The 26,700-nt window shown below is 62.9% G+C and carries 22 protein-coding genes, 9 tRNA genes and 2 pseudogenes; 15 read left to right on the plus strand and 18 right to left on the minus strand.

What is annotated here, in order from left to right:
* Positions 1–10 precede the first annotated feature (10 nt).
* A complete protein-coding gene (locus tag H3H37_RS01100; protein WP_182159197.1) occupies positions 11–169 on the minus strand; it encodes a hypothetical protein in 159 nt (52 codons plus the stop codon).
* A gap of 208 nt (positions 170–377) precedes the next feature.
* Between H3H37_RS01100 and H3H37_RS01105 the strand changes: the two genes are divergently transcribed.
* From H3H37_RS01105 to H3H37_RS01165, 14 genes are all read left to right on the plus strand, one after another.
* Positions 378–1,079, plus strand: a complete 702-nt coding sequence (locus H3H37_RS01105; protein ID WP_182159199.1) for a putative metalloprotease CJM1_0395 family protein — start codon at positions 378–380, stop codon at positions 1,077–1,079.
* A gap of 38 nt (positions 1,080–1,117) precedes the next feature.
* On the plus strand, positions 1,118–1,330 hold the full coding sequence (locus H3H37_RS25695; RefSeq protein WP_229218590.1) for a hypothetical protein: 213 nt from the start codon (positions 1,118–1,120) through the stop codon (positions 1,328–1,330).
* A 68-nt stretch (positions 1,331–1,398) separates the two neighbouring features.
* The gene (locus H3H37_RS01110; RefSeq protein ID WP_182159201.1) at positions 1,399–2,448 is read left to right on the plus strand and encodes a hypothetical protein; all 1,050 of its coding nucleotides are present in this window, start codon (positions 1,399–1,401) and stop codon (positions 2,446–2,448) included.
* 323 nt (positions 2,449–2,771) lie between these two features.
* Positions 2,772–3,938, plus strand: a complete 1,167-nt coding sequence (locus tag H3H37_RS01115; RefSeq protein ID WP_182159203.1) for a methyltransferase — start codon at positions 2,772–2,774, stop codon at positions 3,936–3,938.
* 106 nt (positions 3,939–4,044) lie between these two features.
* A tRNA-Met gene (locus H3H37_RS01120) sits at positions 4,045–4,121 on the plus strand.
* Between the two features lie 70 nt (positions 4,122–4,191).
* On the plus strand, positions 4,192–4,899 hold the full coding sequence (locus H3H37_RS01125; protein WP_220456299.1) for a hypothetical protein: 708 nt from the start codon (positions 4,192–4,194) through the stop codon (positions 4,897–4,899).
* Between the two features lie 96 nt (positions 4,900–4,995).
* Complete coding sequence (locus H3H37_RS01130; protein WP_182159205.1) at positions 4,996–6,654, plus strand: acid phosphatase; 1,659 nt, start codon at positions 4,996–4,998, stop codon at positions 6,652–6,654.
* Between the two features lie 225 nt (positions 6,655–6,879).
* Positions 6,880–7,104, plus strand: a complete 225-nt coding sequence (locus H3H37_RS01135) for a hypothetical protein (protein WP_182159208.1) — start codon at positions 6,880–6,882, stop codon at positions 7,102–7,104.
* A 145-nt stretch (positions 7,105–7,249) separates the two neighbouring features.
* Positions 7,250–8,662, plus strand: a complete 1,413-nt coding sequence (dbpA, locus tag H3H37_RS01140) for an ATP-dependent RNA helicase DbpA (RefSeq protein ID WP_182159210.1) — start codon at positions 7,250–7,252, stop codon at positions 8,660–8,662.
* Positions 8,663–9,004: 342 nt separating this feature from the next.
* Positions 9,005–10,123 carry an acyl-CoA dehydrogenase family protein gene (locus H3H37_RS01145; protein WP_182159213.1) on the plus strand — a complete coding sequence of 373 codons (1,119 nt, stop codon included), beginning with the start codon at positions 9,005–9,007 and terminating at the stop codon, positions 10,121–10,123.
* 10 nt (positions 10,124–10,133) lie between these two features.
* Positions 10,134–10,994 carry a phosphate/phosphite/phosphonate ABC transporter substrate-binding protein gene (locus H3H37_RS01150; RefSeq protein ID WP_182159216.1) on the plus strand — a complete coding sequence of 287 codons (861 nt, stop codon included), beginning with the start codon at positions 10,134–10,136 and terminating at the stop codon, positions 10,992–10,994.
* Complete coding sequence (locus H3H37_RS01155; RefSeq protein ID WP_182159219.1) at positions 10,972–12,174, plus strand: ferritin-like domain-containing protein; 1,203 nt, start codon at positions 10,972–10,974, stop codon at positions 12,172–12,174. Before H3H37_RS01150 ends, H3H37_RS01155 begins: the two co-directional genes overlap by 23 nt.
* A gap of 108 nt (positions 12,175–12,282) precedes the next feature.
* Complete coding sequence (locus H3H37_RS01160; protein ID WP_182159222.1) at positions 12,283–12,759, plus strand: MarR family winged helix-turn-helix transcriptional regulator; 477 nt, start codon at positions 12,283–12,285, stop codon at positions 12,757–12,759.
* 45 nt (positions 12,760–12,804) lie between these two features.
* Positions 12,805–13,662, plus strand: a complete 858-nt coding sequence (locus H3H37_RS01165; protein ID WP_182159225.1) for a CPBP family intramembrane glutamic endopeptidase — start codon at positions 12,805–12,807, stop codon at positions 13,660–13,662.
* Here the strand turns inward: H3H37_RS01165 and H3H37_RS01170 are convergent.
* The 13 genes and pseudogenes from H3H37_RS01170 to gltX form a co-directional block, all read right to left on the minus strand.
* Positions 13,659–15,032, minus strand: a complete 1,374-nt coding sequence (locus H3H37_RS01170) for an amidase family protein (protein ID WP_182159228.1) — start codon at positions 15,030–15,032, stop codon at positions 13,659–13,661. The two genes, H3H37_RS01165 and H3H37_RS01170, sit on opposite strands and share 4 nt — an antisense overlap.
* Before the next feature lie 202 nt (positions 15,033–15,234).
* Positions 15,235–15,810 (minus strand): elongation factor P, encoded by a 576-nt coding sequence (locus tag H3H37_RS01175; protein ID WP_182159231.1) that lies wholly within the window; start codon positions 15,808–15,810, stop codon positions 15,235–15,237.
* A gap of 110 nt (positions 15,811–15,920) precedes the next feature.
* Positions 15,921–17,030 carry an elongation factor P maturation arginine rhamnosyltransferase EarP gene (earP, locus tag H3H37_RS01180; protein ID WP_229218629.1) on the minus strand — a complete coding sequence of 370 codons (1,110 nt, stop codon included), beginning with the start codon at positions 17,028–17,030 and terminating at the stop codon, positions 15,921–15,923.
* A gap of 189 nt (positions 17,031–17,219) precedes the next feature.
* Positions 17,220–17,822 (minus strand): annotated as a pseudogene (gene earP / locus H3H37_RS01185) (elongation factor P maturation arginine rhamnosyltransferase EarP); the annotation flags it as partial.
* A 97-nt stretch (positions 17,823–17,919) separates the two neighbouring features.
* Positions 17,920–17,995 (minus strand) — tRNA-Glu (locus H3H37_RS01190).
* 48 nt (positions 17,996–18,043) lie between these two features.
* A tRNA-Glu gene (locus H3H37_RS01195) sits at positions 18,044–18,119 on the minus strand.
* A 260-nt stretch (positions 18,120–18,379) separates the two neighbouring features.
* Positions 18,380–18,455, minus strand: a tRNA-Glu gene (locus tag H3H37_RS01200).
* 23 nt (positions 18,456–18,478) lie between these two features.
* Positions 18,479–18,554: transfer RNA gene (locus H3H37_RS01205), tRNA-Ala, on the minus strand.
* 63 nt (positions 18,555–18,617) lie between these two features.
* Positions 18,618–18,693: transfer RNA gene (locus tag H3H37_RS01210), tRNA-Glu, on the minus strand.
* A gap of 43 nt (positions 18,694–18,736) precedes the next feature.
* Positions 18,737–18,812 (minus strand) — tRNA-Ala (locus H3H37_RS01215).
* 128 nt (positions 18,813–18,940) lie between these two features.
* Positions 18,941–19,016: transfer RNA gene (locus H3H37_RS01220), tRNA-Glu, on the minus strand.
* Positions 19,017–19,072: 56 nt separating this feature from the next.
* A tRNA-Ala gene (locus tag H3H37_RS01225) sits at positions 19,073–19,148 on the minus strand.
* Between the two features lie 97 nt (positions 19,149–19,245).
* Complete coding sequence (gene gltX / locus H3H37_RS01230; protein ID WP_182159234.1) at positions 19,246–20,655, minus strand: glutamate--tRNA ligase; 1,410 nt, start codon at positions 20,653–20,655, stop codon at positions 19,246–19,248.
* A 781-nt stretch (positions 20,656–21,436) separates the two neighbouring features.
* On the opposite strand from gltX, the gene H3H37_RS01235 reads away from it, so the two are divergent.
* A complete protein-coding gene (locus H3H37_RS01235) occupies positions 21,437–21,802 on the plus strand; it encodes a hypothetical protein (RefSeq protein ID WP_182159237.1) in 366 nt (121 codons plus the stop codon).
* A gap of 20 nt (positions 21,803–21,822) precedes the next feature.
* Here H3H37_RS01235 and H3H37_RS25610 read toward each other — a convergent pair.
* The 4 genes and pseudogenes from H3H37_RS25610 to H3H37_RS01250 all read right to left on the minus strand — a co-directional run.
* Positions 21,823–22,158: pseudogene (locus tag H3H37_RS25610) on the minus strand (helix-turn-helix domain-containing protein); the annotation flags it as partial.
* Between the two features lie 371 nt (positions 22,159–22,529).
* Positions 22,530–24,062: an esterase/lipase family protein gene (locus tag H3H37_RS01240; protein ID WP_182159239.1), complete on the minus strand. Its 1,533-nt coding sequence runs from the start codon at positions 24,060–24,062 to the stop codon at positions 22,530–22,532.
* A gap of 731 nt (positions 24,063–24,793) precedes the next feature.
* Positions 24,794–25,339, minus strand: coding sequence for a papain-like cysteine protease family protein (locus H3H37_RS01245; RefSeq protein ID WP_182159242.1), 546 nt, complete (start codon positions 25,337–25,339; stop codon positions 24,794–24,796).
* Positions 25,340–25,343: 4 nt separating this feature from the next.
* Complete coding sequence (locus tag H3H37_RS01250) at positions 25,344–26,615, minus strand: jacalin family lectin (protein ID WP_182159245.1); 1,272 nt, start codon at positions 26,613–26,615, stop codon at positions 25,344–25,346.
* Positions 26,616–26,700 lie beyond the last annotated feature (85 nt).

The raw sequence follows: 26,700 nt of genomic DNA on the forward strand, positions 1-26,700 counted from the left end.
CCCCGCCGGTTCAACGTTCGCGCGCGTTGGCCGGGCGCGACATCCTGATCAACTCCCATCCCAGTTCACGCCGGATCTGCTGCGGGTCGGGCGGCGGGCGACGCTCCACGATCTGGTTTTGCAACCACTGGCGGACGGATTCCTTGCTCGGTTGCTTGGACTGCTCCATGGCGGGACCTCTTGGCGGTGAGTCTGGGGCGGCGGCGCATTGATCATCGCCGGACACACCATCAACGCCACGGCGTCCTTTCAGTTGACGCGCACGGCGCCGCCTCGCCACCGCAATTGCAACCAATTGCTACAGCGGGGCGGGGCCGGATTTGCTATTATTCAGACAAGTTAGGAACAGCACTTATCCCCCAACCCGCCCCGCCGCCATGAGCACAGCTGCCATCCCCGCCAGTGCAAGCGCCCCACCGCAGGTGCGGCTGCCGGCCGCGCCGGGCGCCTCCGGGGAGGCCGCCGCCGGCACCCCGGCCAACGGTAGCGTGCGCGCCGGCGGCAATGGCGACCGCGCGCCGACTGGGAGTGCGCCAGCCGCGCCCGCGTCTTCCGCCAGCTCCTCCGCCTCCACCACGGCCTCCTCCAGCAGCACCACACTCACGCCCCAGGCGCTGGCCCTGATCGACCGGCTCAAAACACGCGACACCGAGGTACGCCAGCACGAACAGGCGCACCTGGCGGCCGCCGGCGGGCTGGCCGTATCCGGCGCCGCCTACACTTACCAGCGCGGTCCGAACGGCGTCGATTACGCGATCGGCGGCGAGGTCCATATCGACACCTCGCCCGGCCGCACGCCCGAGGAAACCATCACCCGTGCCCGCACCATCCAGGCCGCCGCACTGGCGCCAGCCGACCCGTCCGGCCCCGACCGCGCCGTGGCCGCGCAGGCGCAGCAAATGGAACAACAGGCCCGGGCTGAATTGGCCGTCGAAGCGACGCAGCAGGCGGCCAGCGCCGACCGGCCTGCCCCCGGCGCGCAGGTGGCGCCGTTGCAGCAGCCCCCATCGGCCGAATCGGTCCGGCGCGCTTACGAGACCAGCCCAATGGCCCAACCCCGGCTCGACATCGTGGCCTGATGATAGAATCGCGCCTTTGTCCGCGATTCCTTCAGATCATGCTTAAAGCCCCACGTACCCTCACATTCAAATGCGCCAACTGCGGTAAATCGGTCCAGGTCTTCCTGCAGAAGGTGTCGGCCTGCTCCCACATTCAGCCTTACCAGGGCATTTGCAAGTGCGGAGAAGTCAAACGCCACGCCACCGGCCAGAAGGATGCGGTCCAGTCTTACCTGGAATCGCCCGACGGTAGCTGGTCCCACCACCACTAATTGTCAAAAAGCCCTCAAGTTTCGCATGCCGGGGCCGTTATCTTAAGTACCATTCTCAGGAAAACGCCATGTCTACCATCTCCGCACTCGGCGCCCGCACGTTGCCGGCGCAAGCATATCCTGCCGCCCTGGCGCAGGCCGATGCCCGGCCGGCCCATGCTCCAGCGTCCAAGTCGGTGAGCAGCGACAGCGCCATTTCGCTGTCCAACAGTGGCATCGACCTGGAAAAACGCCTGTCCTCGCTGGGCAATTCGACCGTCGATCTGGCCCAAAGCCTGCTGGGCAGCTTCGCCCAGAACCTGTTCGGCGATGCCGGCAAAGGCGCGGCTATCTCGTTCAACTCGGTCAGCCTGGACGCCGAATCGAGCCTGAGCGCAGCCGTACAGCACAGCAGCGGCCCCAACGGCAGCACCGATGCGGCGGGCGTGCAACTGTCGGACAGCACCCATTTCCTGGGCAAAGGCACGATCACGACGGCCGATGGCCGCAAGTTCGACTTCGAAATCGAAGTCCAGTACAGCGACCAGTACACCGCGCTGGCAGGCCAGCACAGTTCAAGTACGGCGCCCGCGCAGGGCGCCAACGGCAGCCAGGGCACATCCGGCACGGCCAGCGGCACAGGACAAACCAGTAGCCCGGACACCAGCGCCCTGCCGACCGTGCAGTTCCCTAACGTGGACTTCCCCGGCACCCTGGCCGACCTGTTCCAGTTGATCGGGCGCAACCTGCAATCGAGCCTGTCGGTCAACCCGGGCGCCGGTGACAAGGGCGATGGCAACAACATCGACCGCACCACGCTGCGCAGCCTGTCGCTGCGCCTGCTGAGCCTGGTCGACAGCAAGCGCAAAGACACTTATGCGGCGCCGCATGGTGCGGACACGCGCGCCAAATCCGTCGCCGATGCCTATGGCACCGCGCCTGGCGCCAACGACGCGGCCCAATCCGGCGCGACGGCATCGCCAGCCGCCGTCACACCAGCGACGACGACGGCAGCAAGCGCCAGCGCCAGCGCCAGCCCCACGGCGAGCGCGCCTGCGACCGGCACCGACGACAGTGCCAGCGCCGCCAGCGCGACGCCGGCTCGCGATTCCACCACCAGCGCCGCGCAAGCTGCCTGACTCGGTCTTCCGGCCGCCGGCGCCAGTCGACCGGTGATGCTCAGTTCTGCTCCGACCGCCGGCGCCAGCCGGCAGCTGATGCCGCGCGCGACGCCACCTCTACCCGCGCCCGCCATGCCCACCGCCGCCACGTATAATGGCGGCAGCGCACGCGCCTTCGTTGTTACCCGGCCCTCCGGCCGGCCCGCCCGCCGCTGCCCGGCCGGTGTCCGGCGCAACGTGGCGCCCGCCCCTATCCACCGTACCGATCACCGTACCGATTGCTCCAAGATGCCCATTTACTCCCCCGCTCCACGCTCCCCACAACGCCCGCAGGTGGCGCCATGACCGCCACGATCCAGCACATCCACTGGCACGAAAACGGCGCCGAACAGACGGCCCGCTGGCGCTCGGAAGCGGGCATGCCGCCGCCGAAGCGGGTCGTCATCGCCGATGACCGCACCAATGCCGACGTGGCTTACCGGCTGGCGTGCGAGGGCACGGCCCTGCTGTGGCGCGGCGATTTCCAGAATGCGCGCCAGCTCTTGCAGGCGCTGGCGCGGCGCGCCGACCACAAGCACGGCAAGGGCAGCAAAGGTGGCAAAAAAAGCGCAAAAGCACCCAAGACGCCCGCCACGCCCACCGAAGCGTTTCACCTGCACCGCCAGGCCCAGTCGCAACGGGCCCGCACGCTGGCCATGCTGCTGATCCCGTTCGATGCCGATTACAGCATCCCGCTGCGCCGCGCGCCGGACGTCAAGCTGGCCTGTAATGAGGCCTACGGCCGTGGCGAAGAACCGTTCATCGCCTCGCTGCGCGAACTGCTTGGCCTGATCGGCGCGCACGAGTGGCGCCGCACCGGCGTCGAGATCCCGGCGCTGGGCGCACGCATCCATCCCCACTACGGCGTGTTCTCGCCGGTGCGGGGCGAATATGTGCAGCTGGTGGCCGATACGCCGCTGCCGAAAGGTGCCAGCCTGGCGTTCGACATTGGCGTGGGCACGGGCGTGCTGTCGGCCGTGCTGGCCAAACGGGGCGTGGCGCGCGTGGTGGCCACGGACCAGGACCGCCGCGCGCTGAGCTGCGCGCGTGAAAACCTGGCACGGCTGGAACTGGACCAGCAGGTGGAACTGGTCGAAACCGACCTGTTCCCGGAAGGCCGCGCGCCGCTGGTGGTGTGCAATCCGCCGTGGGTGCCGGCGCGCCCCAGTTCGGCCATCGAATACGCCGTCTACGATCCGGACAGCCGCATGCTGCGCGGCTTCCTGGACGGGCTGGCGGCCCACCTGTCGCCCGGCGGCGAAGGTTGGCTGATCCTGTCCGACCTGGCCGAGCACCTGGGCCTGCGACCGCGCCAGCAACTGCTGGACTGGATCGCCGCCGCCGGCCTCAAGGTGTTGGGCCGGCACGACGTCAAGCCCGTGCATCCGCGCGCGTCCGACGCCAGCGATCCGCTGCACGCGGCCCGCTCAGCCGAGGTAACGTCGTTGTGGCGCCTGGGCGCCGCCTGAACCCGGCCCGCATAAGCGCCACTTAAGGACATGACGGAACCATAAGCCCATCTTATTTGAGCACTTGCGCAATGCAGCAAGCCTCTATATAATGCTGGCACACAGACGCGGGGTGGAGCAGTCTGGCAGCTCGTCGGGCTCATAACCCGAAGGTCACAGGTTCAAATCCTGTCCCCGCAACCAAATGCTAAGCCGTTGATTCTTGAGAGAGAATCAGCGGCTTTTACGTTTCTGGCCGTCGATGGAGCATCCCATGCGCTTGACCGCGAAGCACGCCCCCTCCTCTTTAGTGTCCCTGTTCGCGGCGCTGGTCCTGACCGCCGCGGGCGCGGCTCATGGCGGCGAAGCCGCCAACTGGTCCGACAACTACCAATCCCGGTTGCAGGTACTGGCCCTGGTCCAGACCATCAACGCCGACATCCTCGCCAGCACCAGCGCCACGCTGACGCTGGAAAAATGGTGCGGCGACCACGCCATGAGCGCCACGCCCAAGGTGACGGCCCAGCTACAACGCGGCATCGTCAAGGCGGCCAGCGCCGAACAGCGCGCGCGCTTGCAGGTGGGGCCGGACACGCCAATCAAGTATCGCCGCGTGCAACTGACTTGCGGCGGGCACCTGCTCTCCGAGGCCGACAACTGGTATGTGCCGGAACGCCTGTCGCCGGCCATGAACCGCCTGCTCGACGAGACCGACACCCCGTTCGGCAAGGCGGTACTGCCGCTGGCGCCCTACCGGCGCACCATCAGCGCCAGAACACTGTGGTCGCCATTGCCGGACAAATGGGAAACCGCCCAAGCGCCCGTGCCCGCGCCCGCCGTGCCAGGTGGGGCGCTGGACATCCCGCCCGCCCTGTTCGAGCACAACGCCGTGCTCTACACCAGTGGCCACCTGCCGTTCTCGGAAGTGCGCGAGACATACCAGCGCGGCCTGCTCGACTTCCCTCCGCCACCCGCCAGATAGCGGCAATCGCAGTCCACCGGCTTTGCACTTTCTGGACAAACTGTCACAATTGCGTCTACTGTAATTTCCCATCCGGACCTCACCAAGGAGCAGCGCGTGAACGACAAGCCAGAAGACCAGCAGCACCCAGCCGACGACCTTCCGGCCAATCCCGCGCGCCGGCGCATCTTCCAGGCCGCGACGGCGGTCGGCCTGGCCTCCGCCCTGCCCGAACTGGCCGAGGCGGCGCCGGCCCACAAGACCGTCAAAGGTTCGCTGGACGCCAAGCTGAAAGCCCACGTCAAGAACGTGGTGGTGATCTACCTGGAAAACCGCAGCTTCAACAACCTGTTCGCCAACTTCCCCGGCACCCAGGCGCCGCTATCGGCCGTCGCGCCGGAAGCCTGCCCGCAAAAAGACCGCAACGGCGCCGTGCTGCCAGTGCTGCCCAAGGTCTGGGGCGGCATGGTGCCCAACACCCAGGACATCGGCGGCAAGCAGTATGCGATCAAGGAAGATCAGATCAAGGACCTGCCCAACGGCCCGTTCAAGCTGGTAGACACGGAAGGCAAGCCACTGCCGGAAGCCGTCATCACGCGCGACCTGTGGCATCTGTTCTACCACAACCAGATGCAGATCAACGGCGGCAAGAACGACGGCTTCGCAGCCTGGGGCAACGCCGGCGGCCTGGTGATGGGCTACTACGGCGACACCAACAAGAACCTGGGCCTGTGGAAGATCGCCGAACAGTACACCCTGTGCGACAACTTCTTCATGGCGGCCTTCGGCGGCTCCTACCTGAACCACCAGTTCCTGATCAGCGGCCGCACGCCCGAGTATTTCAACGCGGCCGATACGGCGGCGAAAAAGAAGATCGCGGTATTGGCGGACGGCCCCCAGGGCGTACGCCTGGCGGTGGCGCCCGACTGCCCCGGCGCGCTGGAAGGCCCGCCCAAGTTCGTCAACGACGGCGCCATCACGCCCGATGGCTACGCCGTCAACACCATGGCCCCGCCCTACCAGCCCAGCTACATCCGTCCCGCGCCCGGCGGCGATCCGCTGCTGGCCGATCCGGCCGATGCCAACACGCTGCCGCCGCAAACCTACCAGACCATCGGCGACCTGCTGTCAGCCAAGTCGGTGAGCTGGGCGTGGTACGGCGGCGCGTTCCAGGCCGCGCTGGACGCGCGCGGCGGCGGCGCCAAGCCCAACTTCCAGTATCACCACCAGCCGTTCAACTACTTCAAGCAGTTCGCGCCCGGCACCGCCGCGCGCGCCGCCCACCTGCGCGACGGCGGCCTCGGTGACAGCCCGATCTCGAACAAATTCCTGGCCGACGTGGTGGCGGGCAAACTGCCGGCCGTCGCCTTCTACAAACCGCAAGGTAACCTCAACCTGCACGCCGGCTATTCGGATGTGGAATCGGGCGACCAGCACGTCGCCAACGTGATCGAGCACCTGAAGAAGTCCCCGCAGTGGAAGGACATGGTGGTGGTGATCACCTTCGACGAAAACGGCGGCTGGTGGGACAACGTGGCGCCACCCAAGGGCGACCGCTGGGGTCCGGGCTCGCGGGTGCCGGCCATCATCGTCTCGCCGTATGCGAAAAAGGGCCAGGTCGACCACAACTTCTACGACACCACCTCCATCCTGCGCCTGATCACGCGCCTGCACGACCTGCCGCTGCTGGAAGGCCTGGCCGCCCGCAACGCCGCCTTCAGGGCGCGCGGCGCGCTGCCGCCGGGCGACCTGACGGCAGCGCTCAGCTTCCGCTGATGTCGGGCCCACCGGCGGGCTGGCCGCCTGTCCCGGCTGGCCGGCCAGCCCGCCCAGGGCCAGCGGTTTGTGATACACTGCACGCGCAATTTACTGAGCCCGACTGCCGCAGCCGGGCTTTTATTTTTAGCGGCGCGCTTTCCCGCGCCGCACCGTTCAAGCGGTTCGCAGCCAGGACCGCTCCATCGCCCGCGCAGGCGCGCGCGGTGGGCATGAGGTTTTGACATGAGAGATAAAAAAGATAACGCGACGCTCGACCTGCCCGGCTTCAGTCCCGCCGAGCCGCTTGAGCCGGAGCCCAAGCGCCCGCTCGGCCCGCGCCCCCGGCGCGCCACGCTCCAGCAAGTGCAGCTTGAACTGCTGGAACCGACCGACACCACCGGCCTGCCCCTGTGGACCCGCGACGACAAACTGGACCTGACCGGCCTGCCCATCTGGGCACCGGATTAAGCTCCCCGGTTTAGTCCCCGGTTTAGTCCTCAATTAAGCCCCCCTGTGCATCCGCCCGCGCGGATGCATCCATCGCACAGTGGCTCAACGCCGCGCCAGCCTGTTAGACTGTGCCCACCCCGCCATCCTGATCCGTTCCGCCACCATGAATTCGACTTCCTTTTCCAGCCTGCCCCTGACGCCCGCCCTGCTGTCCAACCTCGACACCCTGGGCTACCACCAGATGACGGCGATCCAGGCCCAGAGCCTGCCGGCCGTGCTGGAAGGCCGCGACCTGATCGCCCAGGCCAAGACCGGCAGCGGCAAAACGGCGGCCTTCGGCCTCGGCATCCTGCAAAAGCTCAACCCCGCGTGGTTCGCCACCCAGGCGCTGGTACTGTGCCCTACGCGCGAACTGGCCGACCAGGTGGCCAATGAACTGCGCCGGCTGGCGCGCGCCATGGGCAACGTGAAGGTGTTGGTGCTGACCGGCGGCGCGCCCATGCGTCCCCAGATCGCCTCGCTCGAACATGGCGCCCACATCGTGGTGGGCACGCCGGGCCGCATCCGCGACCACCTGGGCCGCGCCACGCTGGACCTGTCCAAGGTGCAGACGCTGGTATTGGACGAGGCCGACCGCATGACCGACATGGGCTTCTACGACGAGATCGCCAACATCGTCAGCGCCTGCCCCACCCGGCGCCAGACCTTGCTGTTCTCGGCCACCTACCCGGACGACATCCGCCACGCCACCGCCTCGTTCCTGATCGATCCGCTGGAAGTGACGGTCGAGGCCCAGCACGACAACAGCCAGATCGAGCAACGCTTCTACGAAATCGGCTTCGATGAGCGCAACCACGCCGTGGCCCGCCTGCTCAACCACTTCCAGCCCGTCTCCACGATCGCCTTCTGCAACACCAAGGTCCAGTGCCGCGAACTGGCCGACGCGCTGCGCGCCCAGGGCTTCACCGCACTTGCACTGTACGGCGAGCTGGAACAGCGTGAGCGCGACGAGATACTGGTACTGTTCGCCAACCGTAGCTGCTCTGTACTGGTGGCCACCGACGTGGCCGCGCGCGGCCTGGACATCCCCAACCTGGAAGCGGTGATCAACGTGGACGTCTCCAAGGACACGGAAGTGCACATCCACCGCGTCGGCCGCACGGGTCGCGGCGGCGAACAAGGCCTGGCACTGACGCTGTGCGCGCCCAATGAAAAGAAATGGGTCAAGCTGATCGAGGAGTACCAGAACGCGCCCGTCGAATGGCACAAGCTGGACGAACTGAAGGAAGACGAATACGCGGTGGCCGAGCCGGCGCCCATGATGACGCTGGTGATCCAGGGCGGCAAGAAGGACAAGCTGCGTCCGGGCGACCTGCTGGGCGCGCTGACGGGCGACGCCGGCCTGCTCAAGGAACAAGTAGGCAAGATCAACGTGTTCGAGTTCCAGACCTACGTGGCGCTGGACCGCCGCATCGCCTACCAGGCGTTCGAGCGGCTCAACAAGAACAGCCCGCTGGGCGGCGATTTCGGCGCCATCAAGGGCCGCTATTTCAAGATGCGCTTCATCGAGGTGTAACGGCTGACTTTGCCTCGGGCGCCCCGCCTCTGCTACACTGCGCGCACCATCGTATTTGTTTCAAACCGGTCCGCCGTAACGCCGCTTGCATGTTCAACTGAACTGTAGCGGGTCTGACGGCCCGCGCGTGGCTGGTGCGAGCGACGAACACGATGGGATGTACCGTTTCCAAGCGCTGCCAGTACGCAGGTCGAGCAGAACATCGTGAGGTGCGCCATCCATGCGCGGATTCCGTCCGCCCATCCGCCCGTCCGCTTTGGCGCGGGCGCGAGCCCGTCGCCGTTCCTGCCTGTTCGTCCTCCGCCAGCGGCAGCGTCCCATCGATTTCAAACAAGGGATGCCATGACCTACCTGCACCAACTCGACGCCATCGTCCAGAACACCATCGCCCCGGCGGCGCAAGCGACCGACCGCGACGCCGCCTTTCCCCGCGCCGCCGTGCGCGCGCTGGGCGAAGCCGGCCTGCTCGGCCTGATCAGCGCCACCACCGTCGGCGGTATGGGGCTGGGCCTGGCCGAAGCGGTGCAGGTGGTCGAGCGCATCGCCAAAGCCTGCCCGTCGACGGCCATGGTGATCTGCATGCACTACTGCGCCACCACCGTGCTGGAAAAAACCGGCAGCGACGCCGTGCGCCGCGACATCGCCGCCGGCCGCCACCTGAGCACCCTGGCCTGGTCGGACACCGGCTCGCGCAGCCACTTCTGGGCTCCGGTCGGCACCGCCCGCGCCGATGGCGACGCCGTCCTGCTCGACGGCAGCAAGACCATGGTCACCTCGGCCGGCGAAGCCGATTCCTACGTCTGGTCCACCGGCCCCATGGCCGCTGAAGGCGCCAGCTCGCTGTGGCTGGTCGACAGCAAGGCCGCCGGCCTGAGCGAAGTCAAACAGTTCGACGGCCTGGGCCTGCGCGGCAACCGCTCCTCGCCGCTGACAGCGAAAGGCGTGCGCGTGTCGCGCTCGGCCCTGCTGGGCGCGGACGGCGGCGGCTTCGACATCATGATCGGCGCCGTGCTGCCCGTGTTCGCCACGCTGATCGCTTCCTGCTCGGTGGGCCTGATGGACGCCGTGCTGGAAACGGCCTGCGCCCACGTGGGCGCCAGCAAGCTGGAACACATCAACAGCGCCCTGGCCGACCTGCCCACCATCCGCGCCTACATTGCCCGCGCCCGCATCCAGGCCGACATGGTGCGCACCCTGCGCGACGACACCGTGAGCGCGCTGGCCAACGCCCGCCCGGACGCCATGCTGCGCGTGATGCAGGTGAAAGCGGCGGCCGCCGAAGCGGCGCTGGAAGTGAGCGACACCGCCATGCGCGTCTGCGGCGGCGCCGCCTTCCGCAAGGATCTGGGCGTGGAACGCTACTTCCGCGATGCCCGCGCGGCATCCGTGATGGCGCCGACCTCCGACGTGCTGTTCGACTTTATCGGCAAGGCCGTCTGCGGCATGCCGGTGTTCGGTTAAGGAGCGCGCCATGACCAAACCATTGATGATGGGCGCCGTCGCCTACGCACCGAAAGTCGTGACGATCTGGGAAGGCTTCAAGGAGTACTTCCGCCGCAACGGCTTCGAATTCGATTACATCCTGTACTCCAACTATGAGCGCCAGGTGGAAGCGCAGTTCGATGGCAGCATCGCGCTGGCGTGGAACTCGCCGCTGGCCTGGGTGCGCGCCGAGCGCATGGCCCGCGCGCGCGGCCAGCAGGTGCGCGCCATCGCCATGCGCGACAGCGATTGCGACCTGACCTCCGTGCTGGTGACCCGCAACGACGCCACCGCGCCCGCCACGCTGGACGCACTGGCCGGCAAGACCATCGGCTTCGGCGCCATCGACTCGCCGCAGGCGCGCCTGATTCCGCTCGACCACCTGCGCCAGCACGGCCTGCTGGCCGGCCGCGACTACACGGCCAAGCGCTTCGACGTCCTGGGCGGCAAGCACGGCGACCATATCGGCGGCGAACGCGACGCCGCGCTGGCCCTGATGGCAGGTGAAATCGACGCCGCCTGGATGATCGACGGTAACCACATGGCATTCTCGCGCGAAGGCATCCTGCCGGCCAGCGCCACCCGCATCCTGACCCGCACGGGCCCCTTCGACCACTGCAATTTCACGGTCAGCCCCGGCGCGCCGGAAGCGGACATCGGCCGCTTCACGGAACTGCTGCTGGCCATGCGCTGGGATGATCCGGACGTGCGCCCGCTGCTGGAACTGGAAGGGCTCAAGATCTGGCTGCCCGGCCGCACCAGCGGCTACGACGCGCTGATCCGCGCCACCGACGACGAGCGCTTCTACGATCAGGAAGGGAATATCCTTGCAGCCGACTATCGATATTGAGGCACTCGGCTTCGACGCCGGCGCCCACCTGCTGGTCAAGCACGCCTTGCAGGAAGTGGCGCCCGGCGCCGACATCACCGTGACCGGCGCCAGCGCGGGCTGGGACAGCCAATTGGCGGCCTGGTGCCGCAGCCAGGGCCACCCGTGCCAGCTGGTGGAACAGGACGGACGCACGATGGCGCGCGTCACGCGCGGCCATGTGCAGGCCGGACGCTGGCGCGGCGCCATGCAGACCGGCCATGCCGATCCCGCGCTGGACGGCGCCGTGGCCGATCACGCGCAGCCGCGCTGGGGTCTGGCCGCGCGCGGCGCGACCGTGGAAGCCGGCTCGCCGGCCATGCACTTCCGCCTCGACCAAAAGAGCGAGGTATGGGCCGGCCGCGCCGCCGACCTGTATGCGCAAGCCGCCGCCGCCCAGTGGGACCCGGAGACGGCCATCGACTGGAACGCCCCGTTCGAGTTGCCCGACATCGTGGAAGACGCCGTGGTCCAGGTGCTGACCTACATGATCGAGAACGAGGTGGCGGCGCTGGTCGTGCCGGCCCGTTTCCTGGGCCAGTTGCACCCGCACTTCCGCGAAGTGCAGGCGGTGCTGGCGATCCAGTGCGCCGACGAAGCGCGCCACATCGACGTGTTCACGCGCCGCGTGCGGCTCAAGGGCAAGGAGCCCGCGCTGTCGACTGCCGGCGGCCAGAACTCGCTCAAGACGCTGCTCGACGAGGCCGATTTCTCCGTGGCCGAATTCCTGCTGTCGGTACTGGGCGAAGGCACCTTCGTCAGCCTGCTGCAATTCCTGCACACGCACGCGCCCGATCCCGTCACGCGCCAGATCGCGCGCCTGGCCGCGCGCGACGAGGCACGCCATGTCGCCTTCGGCATGACGCACCTGGCCGCGCGCCTGGAACAGGAGCCGGCGTTCCGCACCCGCCTGGCCAACGCGGTCCAGTCGCGCAACGACGCGCTGTCCGGCACTTCGGGCCTGAACGAGGAAGTGTTCGACGCGCTGATCCTGCTGGCGGCCGGTGAATTCACGCCCGCCGCCATCGCCACCGGCTACCAGCGCGTGCAGGAACTGATGGTGGACATGGCCGAGGGCCGCCAGGCGCGGCTGGAAAAACTGGGCTTCGGCAAGGACGCGGCGCAGCAACTGTCCGCCCTCCACACCCGCAACTTCATGTAGCGACCGCCCCGGCGCCCGTCGTGGGACTACCCACAACGGCGCCGGCTCGGCATTTCGCCGGCTCGACATCTATATAAGCACTTATGGAAATCATGCTAATATAACCACATGAGACAAGGACTCGGCACGCAATTACGGCATCTGATCGAACTACTGGACGGCGCCGTCCAGCAAGCCTACGTGGATGCGGGCCTCGGCTACCGGCCCCGCTACACGCCGGTGATGCGGGTGCTGGCGCAACAGGGCTGCGCGACCATCGGCCAACTGGCCAGCATGGCGGGCATTACACAGCCGGCGGCGACGCAGACGGTCGCGCTGATGAAAAAGGAAGGCCTGCTGCTGGTTGCCGCCAGCGACGACGACGGCAGGCAACGCGTGGTGCGCCTGAGTCCCAAGGGCGAGGCCATGCTGCCCCGCTTGCGCGCCTGCTGGAGCGCGACCAGGCATGCGGCCGACAGCCTGGATACGGAACTGGAATTTCCCTTGTCGGTGTGCCTGGCGCAGGCGATCACCGCCCTCGAACGCCACGGCTTCGGCGAGCGCATACGCGAAGCAGGACAACAAGCGGACAAAGGACCCGATTAGAAAGTTTGAAAAGGAAGACCGATCCACCAACCGAAGAAAGCGACCATGGAACACACTCTGCGCATTGCGACGACCAAGCCCTCCCTGCCATCGCGCCTGATGGCCCATCCCCTGATCCGCATCGTGCTTGGCATCGTGCTGACCTTCGGCGCCGTACCGCTGACGATGATCGCCGCGTCCAAGCTGGTCGCCAAACCCTACCGCGTCATGTGGCCGCAGCTGCTGGCCGCCGCACTGGTATGGTTCGGCTATCGCTTCTATGTGCGCCGCATCGAGAAGCGGCAAGCGCTTGAACTGTCCACGCCGGGCATGGCGCGCGAACTGGGCGCGGGGTTGCTGCTCGGCGCCGTCTTGGTGACGGGCACCTTCGCCATCCTGGCTGTGCTGGGTGCATACCGGCTCGACGGCATCAATCCCGTGAGCGCCATGATGCTGGTGCCGCTGGCCGAAATGGCGCTGGTCGGCATGACCGAGGAGATGATGTTCCGTGGCGTGATCTTCGGGGTCGCTGAGCGCTCGCTCGGCAGCCTGCCAGCCATCGCGATTTCCTCGCTGGTATTCGGCCTCGGGCACCTGCCAAATGAAGGCGCGTCCGTGCTGGGCGTCAGCGTAATCACCGCTTATGGCGTGCTGCAAGCGGCGCTTTACATGAAGACGCGCCGCCTGTGGATCTGTATCGGCACGCACATGGCATGGAACTACGGCCTTGACGTCGTGTTCTCCTCCACCGTATCGGGCCACGCGGCAAGCAGCGGCCTGCTGCGCGGCACGCTGGCGGGCGACACCCTGCTCACGGGCGGCGCGTTCGGTGTGGAAGGCTCGCTGGTGACCCTGCTGCTGATCGGTGCCAGCGCCGCGTACTGGCTGCGCCGCGCGTTCGCACAACAGCGGACCAGCCGCTAGCGCGCCGCCAGCCCTACGCTGGCGGCAAGCCGCTGCGCGCGCCCGTGCAGGGTCGCCTGCTCGAAGGCGTAGGCCATGCCGATCAGCTTCGCCTCGCTGTAGGCGGCGCCGACGAACGACAGGCCCACGGGCAGCCCGTGCACCTGCCCGGCCGGCACCGTGATATGCGGATAGCTGGTTGCGACAACCGGCGATGGGAACACGCTGACAGAGCGGCTGTTATTGGCACTATCGGCACCATCGGCACCGTTGGCGCCATCCGCACCATTCGCACCATTCGCACCATGCACGCCGTGCGTGGCATTGCGCAGCCACGCCGGCCCGCTGGTGGGCGCCACCAGCGCATCGAGGCCATGCTCACGCATCACCTGGGCGATCCCCTGCTCCGGCGCGTGGTCCACATCGGGCAGTTCCGAATCCACCAGCACGGCGCCCTGCGCTTTCAGGTCCACCAGCGCCTTTTCGATCACGACGGCCAGTTCCGCATTGCCGCCGAAGGTATTGCGGGCGACGCCGATGCGCGCGCCTCGCAGGCCTGCCATGTCGAGCGCGGCGCGGTAATCAGCGGCCCTGTCGCTGGCTGTCGTGGTGGCCGGGTCGTTGGCGTCGGTGCCGGCCATCGCGGCCAGCATCAGGGCCGCATCGGCCACGCTGCGCGCCATGGGACCGGCCGTGTCACGCGATGGATCGACAGGAATGATGCCGCTACGGCTCACCAGCCCCAGCGTGGGCTTGATGCCAACCAGCCCGCACAAGGAAGCCGGTGAGACGATGGAATCATCCGGCTCGGTGCCCACGGCCAGGGTGGCCAGGCCTGCCGCAATGGCGGCGCCGGCACAGGGGCTGGCGCCACCAACGGCAAGGGCCGGCGGCAGATTGGCCCACTCACGCGGATTCATCTTGCCGATGATGACGGCGCCGGCGGCGCGCAACTGGGCCACGATAAACGCATCGCGCACCGCGCCCGCCTCGGCCGCCGCCAGCGTCGCGGCGCTGGCGCAGGTGCTCATGCGGTCGCCGGTGGCGATATTGTCTTTCAGCAGAACGGGGATGCCGTGCAGCGGGCCGCGCAGGCGCTTGAGGCCACGTTCACGGTCCATCTCCAGCGCGATCTTCAGCGCCTCCGGATTAATCTCGATCATGGCCTTGACGCGCGGGCCGAAGTTGGCGATGGTCTTGATGCGCGCCAGGTACTGCGAGGTCAGCGAATGGGAAGTGAGCTTACCGGCCTGCATCAACTCCTGCTGTTCCCGCACGCCCGCATCGAGGATGCCGGCCGTCCCGAACCTGGGCGCCGCGCCCGCGGCGCGCACACTGCCTGCCAAAGCACCGGCGCCACCGCCGGCCCGAACGAACTCCCTGCGATCCATGCCATCCTCGTGAGTGGTTAATTCCTGGTGTCTACCATCCCTTACTGCACGCGCTAGGATAGCAGCGGAAAGACTTTCATTCCAGAAAAATTGCAGTTGAGAATAGAATATTCCCTAACATTTCCACACAAAAATACGACACAGGCGTAAAAAAAGCACGCCGGGCAGAACCGGGCGTGCTTTTCGGTGGAGCGGATGGTGCTTAGTTGCGGACCACGCGCTTGTACTCGTTGGTACGGGTGTCGATCTCGATCACGTCGTCCTGGCTCACGAACAGGGGAACCTGCACGGTGTGACGGTGGGCTTCGATCGCGTTTTCGATCTTGGCTTCCTTCAGCACGTTACCCGAGGTGTTGCCCTTGACGGCAGGCTCCGAGTACACCACTTGACGGGCGATGGTGGTTGGCAGTTCAACCGAGATCGCTTTGCCATCGTAGAACACGGCTTCGCATTCCATGCCGTCTTTCAGGTAGTGCAGTGCGTCGCCCAGGTTTTCTTCTTCGATTTCGTACTGGTTGTACTCAGCGTCCATGAACACGTACAGCGGGTCAGCGAAGTACGAGTAGGTCACTGGCTTCTTGTCCAGCACCACGACGTCGAACTTGTCGTCGCCGCGGAACACGTTTTCCAGCGGGCTGTTGGTCAGAAGATTCTTCATCTTCCACTTGTAGGTGAAGCCCGTGCGGCTCGAACCGTTCACATCCGAACGCAGCACGATCATAGGCTTGCTGTCGACCATAATGATATTGCCAACACGAATTTCTTTTGCAGGTTTCATAGAGAATATACGTAAAAAGTAAGTTGCATAAAAAATCAACTGCTGCCGATGGCAATGATGCCGCTAGCCACGTTTGATCGGGTAAAAATACGTTCCAAAGTAACCGGGCATTATACCCGAGTTTCATGCTTAACCGACTGGATTAGTCGGGAAAACTTCAGCAAATTCCCCGTCATGTCACCGTTCTCCAGGATTTGCCGCTGCCAGTCGGCGGCGCGGGCGACGATGGCCGGCATTTCCGCCCGCAGCGCGGACCACAGCGCGGCACTGTGCGGCTCACCTGTACCGCCATCTGCACCGGCACCGTTCCAGTACAGCGAGAAGGCTGTCAGGCCATCCAGTCCGCCAGCGTAGCGCTGCAGGAAAGCGCGCAGCTTCTTGTGGTGCAGGTTCTCGTCCTGCGGGTAGATGTGCCAGACGAAGGGCTTGCCGGCCCATTGCGCGCGCACGAACGAATCCTCGCCACGCACGAAATTAAGGTCGCAGGCCCACAGCAGCTTGTCGTAGTCCGGTTGCGGCACGAACGGCAGCACGCGCACCGTCAGCGCGCCTCGGCTGGCGACGGCGCCGGCCACGGGCTCCGCGCCCAGGAACGCCCGCACCGCGTCAGCCGCCACGCCTTCCGGCACCAGGCAGGCGACGGGTTCCGCGCCCCGCTCCCACGCCGCGAACAGCGCCGCGACGGGCGCGTGCGGATAGCAGAACATCGACACTTTTTGCGCCGCGATGTCGGCGGCCGACAAGCCCAGATGTCCAAGGAAACCGGCCATGGCGGCAGGATCGGCCTGGAACTGGCGGCGGCGCTCGTCCAGCGCTGCCTCCACCAGCAGCCCGCCGGTCTTGGCCGTGAAGCCGGGGAAGAAGAAGTGCTTGGTCAGCGGCAGGCGCGGGTGGGACGACGGCAAGGTATGACAGCCTTCCACCCACTCCTCGGCCGTCAAGCCTTCGAGATTGAGCCACACGGGGCGCGGCTCGCATTCCACCATCGCGGCAATATAGCCTTCCGGGATGTCGCAGCCAAAAAATTCGATCACGATATCGGCCACGTCGGCCGCTTCGAACTCGCCATCCTGACTGTGCCAGTGGCGTACCGTGACACCGGCCACCTGCTGCGTCTCTGCATCGGTAACCACGTCCGGGCAGATGCGGCGGAAACTGTGCAGGTCGTCCACCCACAGTTCGACGGCCACGCCATGCTCATGCTGCAACTGGCGCGCCATCCGCCAGCAAATGCCCACGTCACCGTAGTTGTCGACCACCTTGCAGAAAATGGCCAGCGTGGTCTGGCGCTCCCGACCCGTCGCGCCCAGCGCTTCGGGCAGCCCGTCCGCCCACGCGCGCGCGTGCGGCGCCAGCAGGCACGATACCGGACCGGCCAGGCACGCGCCCAGCGCCGCGTAACGTTCACCCTCACCATTCCAGACCTGGAAGGCTTCGGCCAGCACGGCCGCCCCATGCGCGGGCAGTGCCGCGCCGTATGCACTGACAAAGGCTTGCGCCGCTGCCACGCCAGCGCCCTCCTCCGCCTGCCAGATGAAGGGACGGGCCGCCAGCTGTGCGCGCACCAGTTGCGCATCGCCGCGCACGAAATTGAAGTCGCAGGCCCACAGCAGCTGATCGTAGGCCTGCGCATCGAGCGCGGGCAGCACCTGCACGGTCAGGCCGCCGCGCATGGCGCGCGCGCCCGCAACAGGATCGGCCTGGAGGAACGCGGCCACCGCCTCGGATGCCTCGCCCTCGGGCACCAGGCACAGCGTGGGCGTGGCGGCAGCCTGCAACTGTGCGAACAGTTTCGCTACAGGGGCCACACGGTTGCAGCACAGCGAGATCCGGCGCGCATACGCCACGCGCTGCATGTCCACATCGAGACTGGCGAAGAAGGCGGCGCGCACATGGGCGTTGAAATGGAACGGCCAGCGGCGCGCGGCCAGCGGCGCGGCGCCGGATACGACAGCGGCAGCATTGGCGGCGACCGGGCCAGCCGGAGATAAATCGAAGGAAGAGGCCATCATCGGGCACCATCAGTAATCGCGTCCGCGATGGACGCAAAAAAAGCCGCACCAGGCGGCTTATTCGACCGTCTTCCGGCTTGCGGCCGGCGCGGTTATCTGGCGTCCCCAGGGGGATTCGAACCCCCGTACTCACCGTGAAAGGGTGATGTCCTAGGCCTCTAGACGATGGGGACAGAAATCTGTCCTTGGCCGCGCGTGCGGCCAGACCTGCTGCAAAATCCTGGCGTCCCCAGGGGGATTCGAACCCCCGTACTCACCGTGAAAGGGTGATGTCCTAGGCCTCTAGACGATGGGGACTTTGCAGTGCCGTTTCGAGTCTTATTGCCCTCAAAAAAGCGTGCGCGAATCATAGCACAACGATCGCAACAGAATCAATAGCTTAGCGTCTAAATCGCCCGATTTTCGCGCCAAGCGTGCCTGTTTGGCAACAGTGACAAAATGATGAGCCCTGCACACAAAATCGCAGACAACAAAAAAGCCGCACTAGGCGGCTTGATCATTCGAATCGGTGAAACTTGCAGCGCGGTTGCCGGCTATGGCAGACAACTCGCAAAATCTGGCGTCCCCAGGGGGATTCGAACCCCCGTACTCACCGTGAAAGGGTGATGTCCTAGGCCTCTAGACGATGGGGACCTGAATTCGTATTCCTGCGCGATTGGTGGAGGTAAGCGGGATCGAACCGCTGACCTCTTGCATGCCATGCAAGCGCTCTCCCAGCTGAGCTATACCCCCCCGGGCGCAGAAACTATTTACTACGTTTTACTACTCACTACTTTTACTACCACCAGCATCAGCTGGCGTCCCCAGGGGGATTCGAACCCCCGTACTCACCGTGAAAGGGTGATGTCCTAGGCCTCTAGACGATGGGGACCAGGAACTGCTTACTACGTAGACCCCATCATTTCCGCACTTTGTGGTGGAGGTAAGCGGGATCGAACCGCTGACCTCTTGCATGCCATGCAAGCGCTCTCCCAGCTGAGCTATACCCCCTCTGGTGCAGAAATAATAAAAGCCGCCGGGGCGACTTTTGTTTTCACTACTTGTTGCTATCCAGCGTGAAGCCAAACATCAAACAATCAGTACAAACAACGTCAAACTACATCTACTACGGTACAACTTGGCGTCCCCAGGGGGATTCGAACCCCCGTACTCACCGTGAAAGGGTGATGTCCTAGGCCTCTAGACGATGGGGACTGCGAACAACCAATACTACTTCTTCAACACGACCGGAACCGACTGCGTTCCGATACTGGTGGAGGTAAGCGGGATCGAACCGCTGACCTCTTGCATGCCATGCAAGCGCTCTCCCAGCTGAGCTATACCCCCGTGTGCATCAGAAGCAAGATTATAGCAGGGTTATCGTTTTGTGCAAATACCCTTCTGCAACCTTGCTGGCTTATTCTCTTCACCGCTAAAAGCAAATTCAGAGAAATTTGGCCAGGCGCGAGAGAATAACGTCTCGGCCAAAAATTTGCAAGACCGAATCGATGGCCGGCGTCTGCAATTGACCCGTCACGATCAGGCGCAGCGGCATCGCCATCTGCGGCATCTTCAAACCGTTCGCTGCCAGCACTTCCTTCATCATGGCCGACAGGGCTTCCTTGGTCCACTCCACCGTCTTGCAACGCTCAGCGAACTGCGCCAGCGCCGGCTTCACGGCGTCCGTCAGATGCTGGGCCAGCAGCGCCGCATCGGGCTTGGGCTCGCGGTAGAACAGCATGGCCGCGTCGGCCAGCTCGTTGATGGTGTTGACGCGTTCCTTCATCAGGCCCAGCACGACCGGCAGCGCGGGCGCGCCGTCGAAGTTAGCGCCGTCATCGACCATATGCGGCATGGCCAGGTCGGCCAGGCGCTGGTTGTCGGCCTGCTTGATGTAGTGATTGTTCAGCCAGGCCAGCTTTTCATTGTTGAACTGGGCGGCCGAACGGGTCAGGTGGTCGAGGTTGAACCACTCGCAGAACTGATCCATCGAGAACACTTCATCGTCGCCGTGGCTCCAGCCCAGGCGGGCCAGGTAGTTCAGCATCGCTTCGGGCAGATAGCCTTGCGCCGGGTAGTCCATCACGCTGACGGCGCCGTGGCGCTTGGACAGCTTCTCGCCGTCCGCGCCCAGGATCATCGGCAAGTGGCCATACTGCGGCAGCGGCGCGCCGATCGCGCGCAGGATGTTGATCTGGCGCGGCGTGTTGTTCACGTGGTCATCGCCACGCAGCACGTGGGTGATGCCCATATCCCAATCGTCCACCGCGACGCAGAAGTTATAGGTCGGCGTGCCGTCGGGGCGCGCGATCACCAGGTCGTCCATCTCTTTATTGGAGATGGTGATGGTGCCCTTGACCACGTCATCCCACGTCACATCGCCATCGAGCGGATTCTTGAAACGCACCACGGGCTTGCGGTCGGCAGGAATGGCCGGCAGCGTCTTGCCCGACTCCGGGCGCCAGGTGCCGTCGTAACGGGGCTTTTCGCCGGCCGCGCGCATGCGCTCGCGCATGGCTTCCACTTCTTCCGGCGACGAATAGCACAGGTAGGCCGTGCCCTCTTTCAGCATCTGCGCCACCACTTCGCGGTAGCGGTCCATGCGCTGCATCTGGTAGAACGGACCTTCATCGTGGTTCAGGCCCAGCCACTGCATGCCGTCGATGATGGCCTGCACGGCCGCTGGCGTGGAGCGTTCCAGGTCGGTGTCCTCAATGCGCAGCACGAAGGTGCCGCCGAAGTGGCGGGCGAAGGCCCAGGAATACAGCGCCGTGCGGGCGCCACCCAGGTGGAGGTAGCCGGTGGGGCTGGGAGCGAAACGGGTGCGGACTGGCTTGGCGGGTGCGGTGGTCATCGAAGTATGAAAGCTTGAATGTAAAAGAAGCTATTTTACCGCGTTGCCGGGCGATCGCGAACAGGAGGCGGCCACACCTGCCCTGCCCCCCACCCTGCAAATCCGTCCTGGTATTCGCGTTGGAACGAAGATAACAACGTTCGACCATACCCGGAACGAGCACGATACGGGCGGCTGTCCATCGAGCGGCGCCAAGTGCCAGTCCGGGAGCTATGTCGTCCCCGGGGATGAACTCATTATCAGCAAGCAGCATGGCGACTGGAGTTGCGCTTGGTACGCCGGCAAGACACGCGAAACAGTCGGCTGGGTGCTCAATCGCCAACTGCAATTCGTCGAACTTGGCGAACAGCCGGAATGGAGGGGAAAATGGAAACAGTATACCTACCCCGGCTACATCCGCATCGCGCGCAAGGCGGAAACTACTACGTGCCTGGCAATACAAAATGGGTCGGCGCCCAATTGGCCGATGGCTCGCGCGTCGAACACTTTGGCGACTTGTAAGGCCGACTCCGGGTTGAAAAGATCACGCCTACCTGGGTTCGATGGAGACCGGAAGCAATGCAAATTACGATTGCGCGGCGGAGTTTGTCCGAGTGGGGAGATTCTTAATCGTTCACGACAATGCGCAATGCGGCGGGGTGAACGTGCGCTTCGATGGCGTCTACACGATGGCGCCACCACGACGCTGAATGATGTGCCAGGTCAGACTTGGCCTAGCAGATCATGTCCGATTTGCGAATGTCAGCATCCGCAGGCTATATCTGGCGTGCAGTGACAAATCGTGCACTTTGCATTCAAGCAAGATGCTATCCTGACCGTCATCGGCTGGATTCGGCCAATAGCCGTCGGTCGAGATTTTGAGGAATTATTGCAATTGCATAAATTTATTCTTGCGTTAAGCTTCTCGTTGGTCATTGCGTTTAGCACCGCAGCTCCTATCGTGTCAGGGAATTTCGATGGCCTGCTAGTCGGCGTAGATCAACAAGGGACTTTAACTAAGTACTTAACTAAGTACTTTGAAAGCTCTACCGGAAATGGACAATTCAGTTGCATATTTTTTATGAGCGGAAAATTAGACAATCTTAAAGTCCGCGTAGATAGTTGGTTTCCTGCTGATCGTGACCCGCATGAAGTTGTTCGTATGTGAGCAGGATTGACCCGGTCGATTTGACCCTCCCTCCATGTCTTGGCCAACGCTGCGACCCTGTCGTAAGACCCCTCAAACCCCAATTTTTTTAGGTCCTCATGGATCTGCTTTAGCATGCGTCGCTGCTTGCGCGATCGTGCCGCTTCAGTCCTGAGCATTGCCGAAAGTTGGAAAGCGTATTGGTCGATGGCGCGTTTGGAGCGCCGCTCAGCGTACGCTGGCTCTATGGTTTCCGAGCGCAGCTAGCGCCGAACGGTGTTTCGCGAGATGCCTAAACGCCTGGCGATCTCTCGTAATGGGACCTGGTCTCGAATATGCCAGCGTCGAATAATGCCTAGTAATGCCACGTCGATCACTCCAAATCCCCGCTCAATATCGTGAGCAGGATTGTGTCTTATACGTGGGTCAGATTCGTTTGCAAATTACGCGGTAAAGAGGGTTAGATTTCGCTGAAAATCAACAGACAAGGCAGTTGTTGGAATGAAGATCAATGCCACAAAATAACATGATGTCCTCCTCGATAAAGTTCGAATTCGTACCGTGACTTTATTCCTCGGCTCGGCCGAAGGGAGAACGGCTAGATGATTATCAATTTTCAATGCAATTTAACAGCTTCTACATGACCTAGTTCAATCTTACAAGCCATGCAGTCTTTTCATAGCTTCTCAACCATTTGGAACGAATCAAATCTGCTTATACCCATTGGTATATTCCGCACCACACCTCTTCACCTTTTTATCAGATAGGTGTAGAAGGCAGGGTCGCCATCCGAAAGCATCTCGAAGTTTCTGTATTGGCTTGCTTTCCCGGCTTCCAGATTAAATGCGCCATCTAGGAGCTTTGCACTGATAGTGACCACGCTACCGTCGCTCTGAACGGGAACTAGCACCTTATCATCGTAACTTTTTAATTGATCGGCATATTTTTGAACTTCAACCAGCCTGTTGTCTGAAGTCGTGGCTGAAAGCGTCCAGGCTACGCTGATCGGCGCCGCCGCCCCGTCGCCAGGCTGACCAGGTCCACCCGAAGTGGCGATGATCTGAACGCTCACTTCGGCCAATACCGATCCATATAGCGAGTCGCTCCTATATTGGTTGAAACTGACCTTAGTGCAATCGCTCCCAATACAGCTCAACTTGACGTTTTCCAAACCCACATCACCTATCTGCGGCGGGTTGTGCATATTGCCTCTGACGACTAGCGTGCAAGACTGTTTCCTCGTTGCGTCAGACGCCGCAAGATTGCATACAGCTGGATCGATATTTTGGAAATCCTTCAGTGCATGCGCAGGTTCAGATGGCACCCAGCGTGGCGCCGATCTGGACAGTGATATTTTTGCGGCGGTCGGCGGACTCCATTCCAAGGCGCCGGCATCACTCTGGAAATAATCGTGATAAAAATCGGAGAGTAAGAGATAGGCTGGGTGGGTGTCAGAATTCGGCTTGACAGTGGAAAAGTGATCAGTGTTAGCCAGCATTCTCGGATTTGGAAAATAGCGTGCAGCGGATTGAACCTCAACCACCTTCGTGAAACACCAAAAGCAGTCGATGACGAAATGGTTTTCGACCGCCTCAATCCCGGTGATATTCAAGGTTTTATTATCAACTATCTCTTTGAACGTGGTATCCAGTGAGGTCAGAAATTGGCTGTTGTCCTCAAGCTCTTGCGCAAGCTGATTGCCCCCAAATTTCGCGATCGGGCTCAGCCGGTCTGCCCAACGCGACCCCAGCGAGGGCGATGCTATCAAGAGCAGGCCTATCTTCTTGCCTTTGAACTGCTCCACATTTTGCGCTAGCAAGCGCCTCACCATTACCCCACCGGTGCTGTGGCAGATGAAGATGATATTCTTATGATCCAGCACAGCTCGCCCATTCTTGACACTGGGTCGTTTTAATGCAGCAAGCAAATCCTTCACAGCAAAGTCGGTGGCGTAGTCTTTCGAATTGACGTCCGTATAAAATCCGCCCAGAAAGACACTGGCATTCTTAAAGCGCTCGTCGTGCAGCAACATTTCCGGCCAAAATTTGTCTTTACTTTGATCCTGAGGATCCTCATACAGAAAAGTATTACTGTTTCCAAAAATCCCATGCACAAAAACCAGCACGGTATTGGTGTTCCGGTAGTTTCCATACCAAGAATAAATGTCGGTGGGTTTGCCCCTGGTTTGCGAACATGCAGGGTTGCAGAGCAAAAGATAAGCGGCCAAGACCATAAACCACTTGCATTTTTCCGAAAATATTGAAAACACATGGTCATTCATGGCGACCCCCTAGTTGATTTTCGCAACCCCAAAGGTGGGCAAACTATCTTGGAGACATTGTTTACCGGATCATTCCGATTGCATTCATGGTTCTATTGCGTTTCTGTCAGCCGTTCAAGGGCGCTGGTGGCGTATTCATATCTTGCGCTTCTGTCGCTGTAGCACGATCCTGTCGTGCTGCGCTACGAGCACGTTGCTGTATGCGTTGCATGGCCAGCTTCATTAACGCCGGCCGTCCTTCAATCAACAGACCAGGCGAGCGACCGCGCGCATCAGTTCGCGTCGGGATATAGGCCGGTCTTCTGCCATGCAGCCAGACCACGGTCAGGAATAAACTCGGAAACGACAAAAAGCGAATTTCACTAAACGCATGCGGCCGTGCTTGCATGAGGCCATAAGCGTGCTCGAGCGCTGTACTTAAGGCCAGGGCAGGCTCACCTCCCCGCACGCTTAGGGAGGCGGGAAGTGGTGCACGTGGAAAATACCACTCAATAACCGCGACTGGAGCGGCCTCGGAACGGACCAACCCACGCCATCCAACCTGGGACGCCTCGATCCTGTGCCGGCCTGTCCGGCGGACTACACTGCCTATGTAGAGCGGCATTGGTCCTATCAAAGTCAAGTCGACCACGCTCAGGGCAGCTGCTTCCGCCGGCGGTAACTGCCGCCGCAGAACGTCTGTCAGCCCGTCCAGTGGCTGGCGGAATTTTACGCTGCGCTGGGCTGGCATATCATTTCTGCGTAGTGTAGGTGTGAGTCCACGTTCCTGCCCCCTGATACTGTCCGGCTAAATCCGACCGTCCATGGGTGGACGGACCGTAAATCGGATCATCTAGTGCAAGCGACACCGTACCATCCTGCTCTTTTCTGATGCCCACGATGGCGATGAAGTGCCCAGACATATCAGCCCATTGGATCCGTATCCCTATCGGCTGGCCGCCGGACAAACAGGCGATGATCGTCGCATCGTCGATTTGGCCTTCGATGCGTTGCTGCAGATGCTGGACACGGCTTAACGCTAAATTGAGGAACCAAGGCTTATCGCACTCTGCTATTGAGCCATCCGCACAGCAGGTGGCGTTGCCCAGTTCCGCGCACGCCAGGCTACACTGGGTCCAGGCGCTAGTGGCCTGATAGTAGGACGCAATACTGGTAGTGACTGCCGCCCAGCACCATTGATCCTGCTCCTGGTGCTGAATAATCATGGGCAGACTGACCGCATGGGCTGGCGCCGCCGGTGGGATTGCTCCTGCAGGGATGGGAGTTTGCTTTAGCATCAGTTCATTCCGTCTTGGGACTGGCGCCAGACCAGAAGGCATCGGCTGCCTTGTCTCCATCCAGGTCGACTTGGACCGGCTTGGTAATTTGGCGGACGGTCTTGGCCAGCACCAATGTGCCGTTTCTGGATTGAATCCGGTACCATAGAAACGCTACACCGGAAAGACGCAGATGCTGCCCCGTAAACAGGTTCTCCCGGATGATCGTCATTCCCTCCAGCCGCAATGTGAAATCCAGCACATCTGCATTTTGTACACGTTTGTCGTAAGCCAGGAAGCGCGCCGCGCTATATAGGGGACTCTTATCGCTCACATCTGAGATTTTCAGAGACTCAATAAATGCGTCCGTGCCTTTGAGACTGGCTGCCGCATCTGCGCGCATCACCGTGAGTTTTTTCACCTGGGGATCAGTCGAGGCATCCTTTTTTTGCTTCTTGAGATTCGAGCTCAGTTGATCGATCCGTTTATCTGTCTCGTCTATCGCATCTGACAGGCTTTCGCGTGCCTGCTTGAGCGACGCGGCCTGGCCGACGAGGCTAGCGAACATCTGTTCGTCGAGCTCGCCCAAGTAGCCGATTCCTGTGCCGACGATCTTCGTTGGGCAACGCTCTGCCAAGGCAGTCACAAAGAACTCGCGTGTACCGTCTCCGAACGAGGTGCTGGTATACGTCACGTTGGTTTTAAACAGTGACGTAATATCCGCAACTGCCTTGATCGTTCCTGCTATTAAAGGCAGTGCCAACGGTCCGGCACCGCCGCCGTCGCCGCCCGCATCAGGTACCGCGGTGACCGCCACCGGATTCAATGCGTTCTTCAGTTTATTGGTTTGATTGCTGGCATCGGCCTTCACACCGTTCATGCCCGCGACGACGATGCGCGCCGCCACCACCCCCTGTGTAATCGTCGCGTCGTAGACCGCAATTTGCTTGGGAATCGCCGTGCAGACGGATGTTGCCAGTGCAGCCCCAAGATCGAACGCCTTGACCAAGCCGGCAGCACCGAATTTTTCCGTGTTGACAGTGCCAGCCAGGGGCTTGGCGTCCGCCGGTGGAATCTTTGCCAGCATTTCGGCTTTTTCTGCTTCGGCAATGGCCTTTCTGGCTTCAGCCTCCTTTTGCTGAACCGCCAGGTCCTTTGTCGATTCATATATCTGCAGATCAATGGCATTCTTTGCGGCATTCACCTGATCCGAAGTGACTTGGGCCAGCGCGCCATTGAAACAGAGCAGAGCTAGCGAGATCCCAGCTGCAAGACGCTTCGTCGTTGGTACGCACATGATTCCTCCAGCGATTGCTAATCGTTTAGATGGCGTGAACGCGCCCGTGCGCCCCACCCCGCACAGGACAAGGATAAGAATTTGG

Origin of the sequence: Rugamonas brunnea (genome assembly GCF_014042345.1) — a bacterium.
Taxonomy (GTDB): domain Bacteria; phylum Pseudomonadota; class Gammaproteobacteria; order Burkholderiales; family Burkholderiaceae_D; genus Rugamonas; species Rugamonas brunnea.

Excerpts from the sequence above, each read along its gene's own strand:
- H3H37_RS01100 (WP_182159197.1), bottom strand. The coding sequence starts at position 169 with ATGGAGCAGTCCAAGCAACCGAGCAAGGAATCCGTCCGCCAGTGGTTG.
- H3H37_RS01105 (WP_182159199.1), top strand. The coding sequence starts at position 378 with ATGAGCACAGCTGCCATCCCCGCCAGTGCAAGCGCCCCACCGCAGGTG.
- H3H37_RS25695 (WP_229218590.1), top strand. The coding sequence starts at position 1,118 with ATGCTTAAAGCCCCACGTACCCTCACATTCAAATGCGCCAACTGCGGT.
- H3H37_RS01110 (WP_182159201.1), top strand. The coding sequence starts at position 1,399 with ATGTCTACCATCTCCGCACTCGGCGCCCGCACGTTGCCGGCGCAAGCA.
- H3H37_RS01115 (WP_182159203.1), top strand. The coding sequence starts at position 2,772 with ATGACCGCCACGATCCAGCACATCCACTGGCACGAAAACGGCGCCGAA.
- H3H37_RS01125 (WP_220456299.1), top strand. The coding sequence starts at position 4,192 with ATGCGCTTGACCGCGAAGCACGCCCCCTCCTCTTTAGTGTCCCTGTTC.
- H3H37_RS01135 (WP_182159208.1), top strand. The coding sequence starts at position 6,880 with ATGAGAGATAAAAAAGATAACGCGACGCTCGACCTGCCCGGCTTCAGT.
- dbpA (WP_182159210.1), top strand. The coding sequence starts at position 7,250 with ATGAATTCGACTTCCTTTTCCAGCCTGCCCCTGACGCCCGCCCTGCTG.
- H3H37_RS01145 (WP_182159213.1), top strand. The coding sequence starts at position 9,005 with ATGACCTACCTGCACCAACTCGACGCCATCGTCCAGAACACCATCGCC.
- H3H37_RS01150 (WP_182159216.1), top strand. The coding sequence starts at position 10,134 with ATGACCAAACCATTGATGATGGGCGCCGTCGCCTACGCACCGAAAGTC.
- H3H37_RS01160 (WP_182159222.1), top strand. The coding sequence starts at position 12,283 with ATGAGACAAGGACTCGGCACGCAATTACGGCATCTGATCGAACTACTG.
- H3H37_RS01165 (WP_182159225.1), top strand. The coding sequence starts at position 12,805 with ATGGAACACACTCTGCGCATTGCGACGACCAAGCCCTCCCTGCCATCG.
- H3H37_RS01170 (WP_182159228.1), bottom strand. The coding sequence starts at position 15,032 with ATGGATCGCAGGGAGTTCGTTCGGGCCGGCGGTGGCGCCGGTGCTTTG.
- H3H37_RS01175 (WP_182159231.1), bottom strand. The coding sequence starts at position 15,810 with ATGAAACCTGCAAAAGAAATTCGTGTTGGCAATATCATTATGGTCGAC.
- earP (WP_229218629.1), bottom strand. The coding sequence starts at position 17,030 with ATGGCGCGCCAGTTGCAGCATGAGCATGGCGTGGCCGTCGAACTGTGG.
- gltX (WP_182159234.1), bottom strand. The coding sequence starts at position 20,655 with ATGACCACCGCACCCGCCAAGCCAGTCCGCACCCGTTTCGCTCCCAGC.
- H3H37_RS01240 (WP_182159239.1), bottom strand. The coding sequence starts at position 24,062 with ATGAATGACCATGTGTTTTCAATATTTTCGGAAAAATGCAAGTGGTTT.
- H3H37_RS01245 (WP_182159242.1), bottom strand. The coding sequence starts at position 25,339 with ATGCTAAAGCAAACTCCCATCCCTGCAGGAGCAATCCCACCGGCGGCG.
- H3H37_RS01250 (WP_182159245.1), bottom strand. The coding sequence starts at position 26,615 with ATGTGCGTACCAACGACGAAGCGTCTTGCAGCTGGGATCTCGCTAGCT.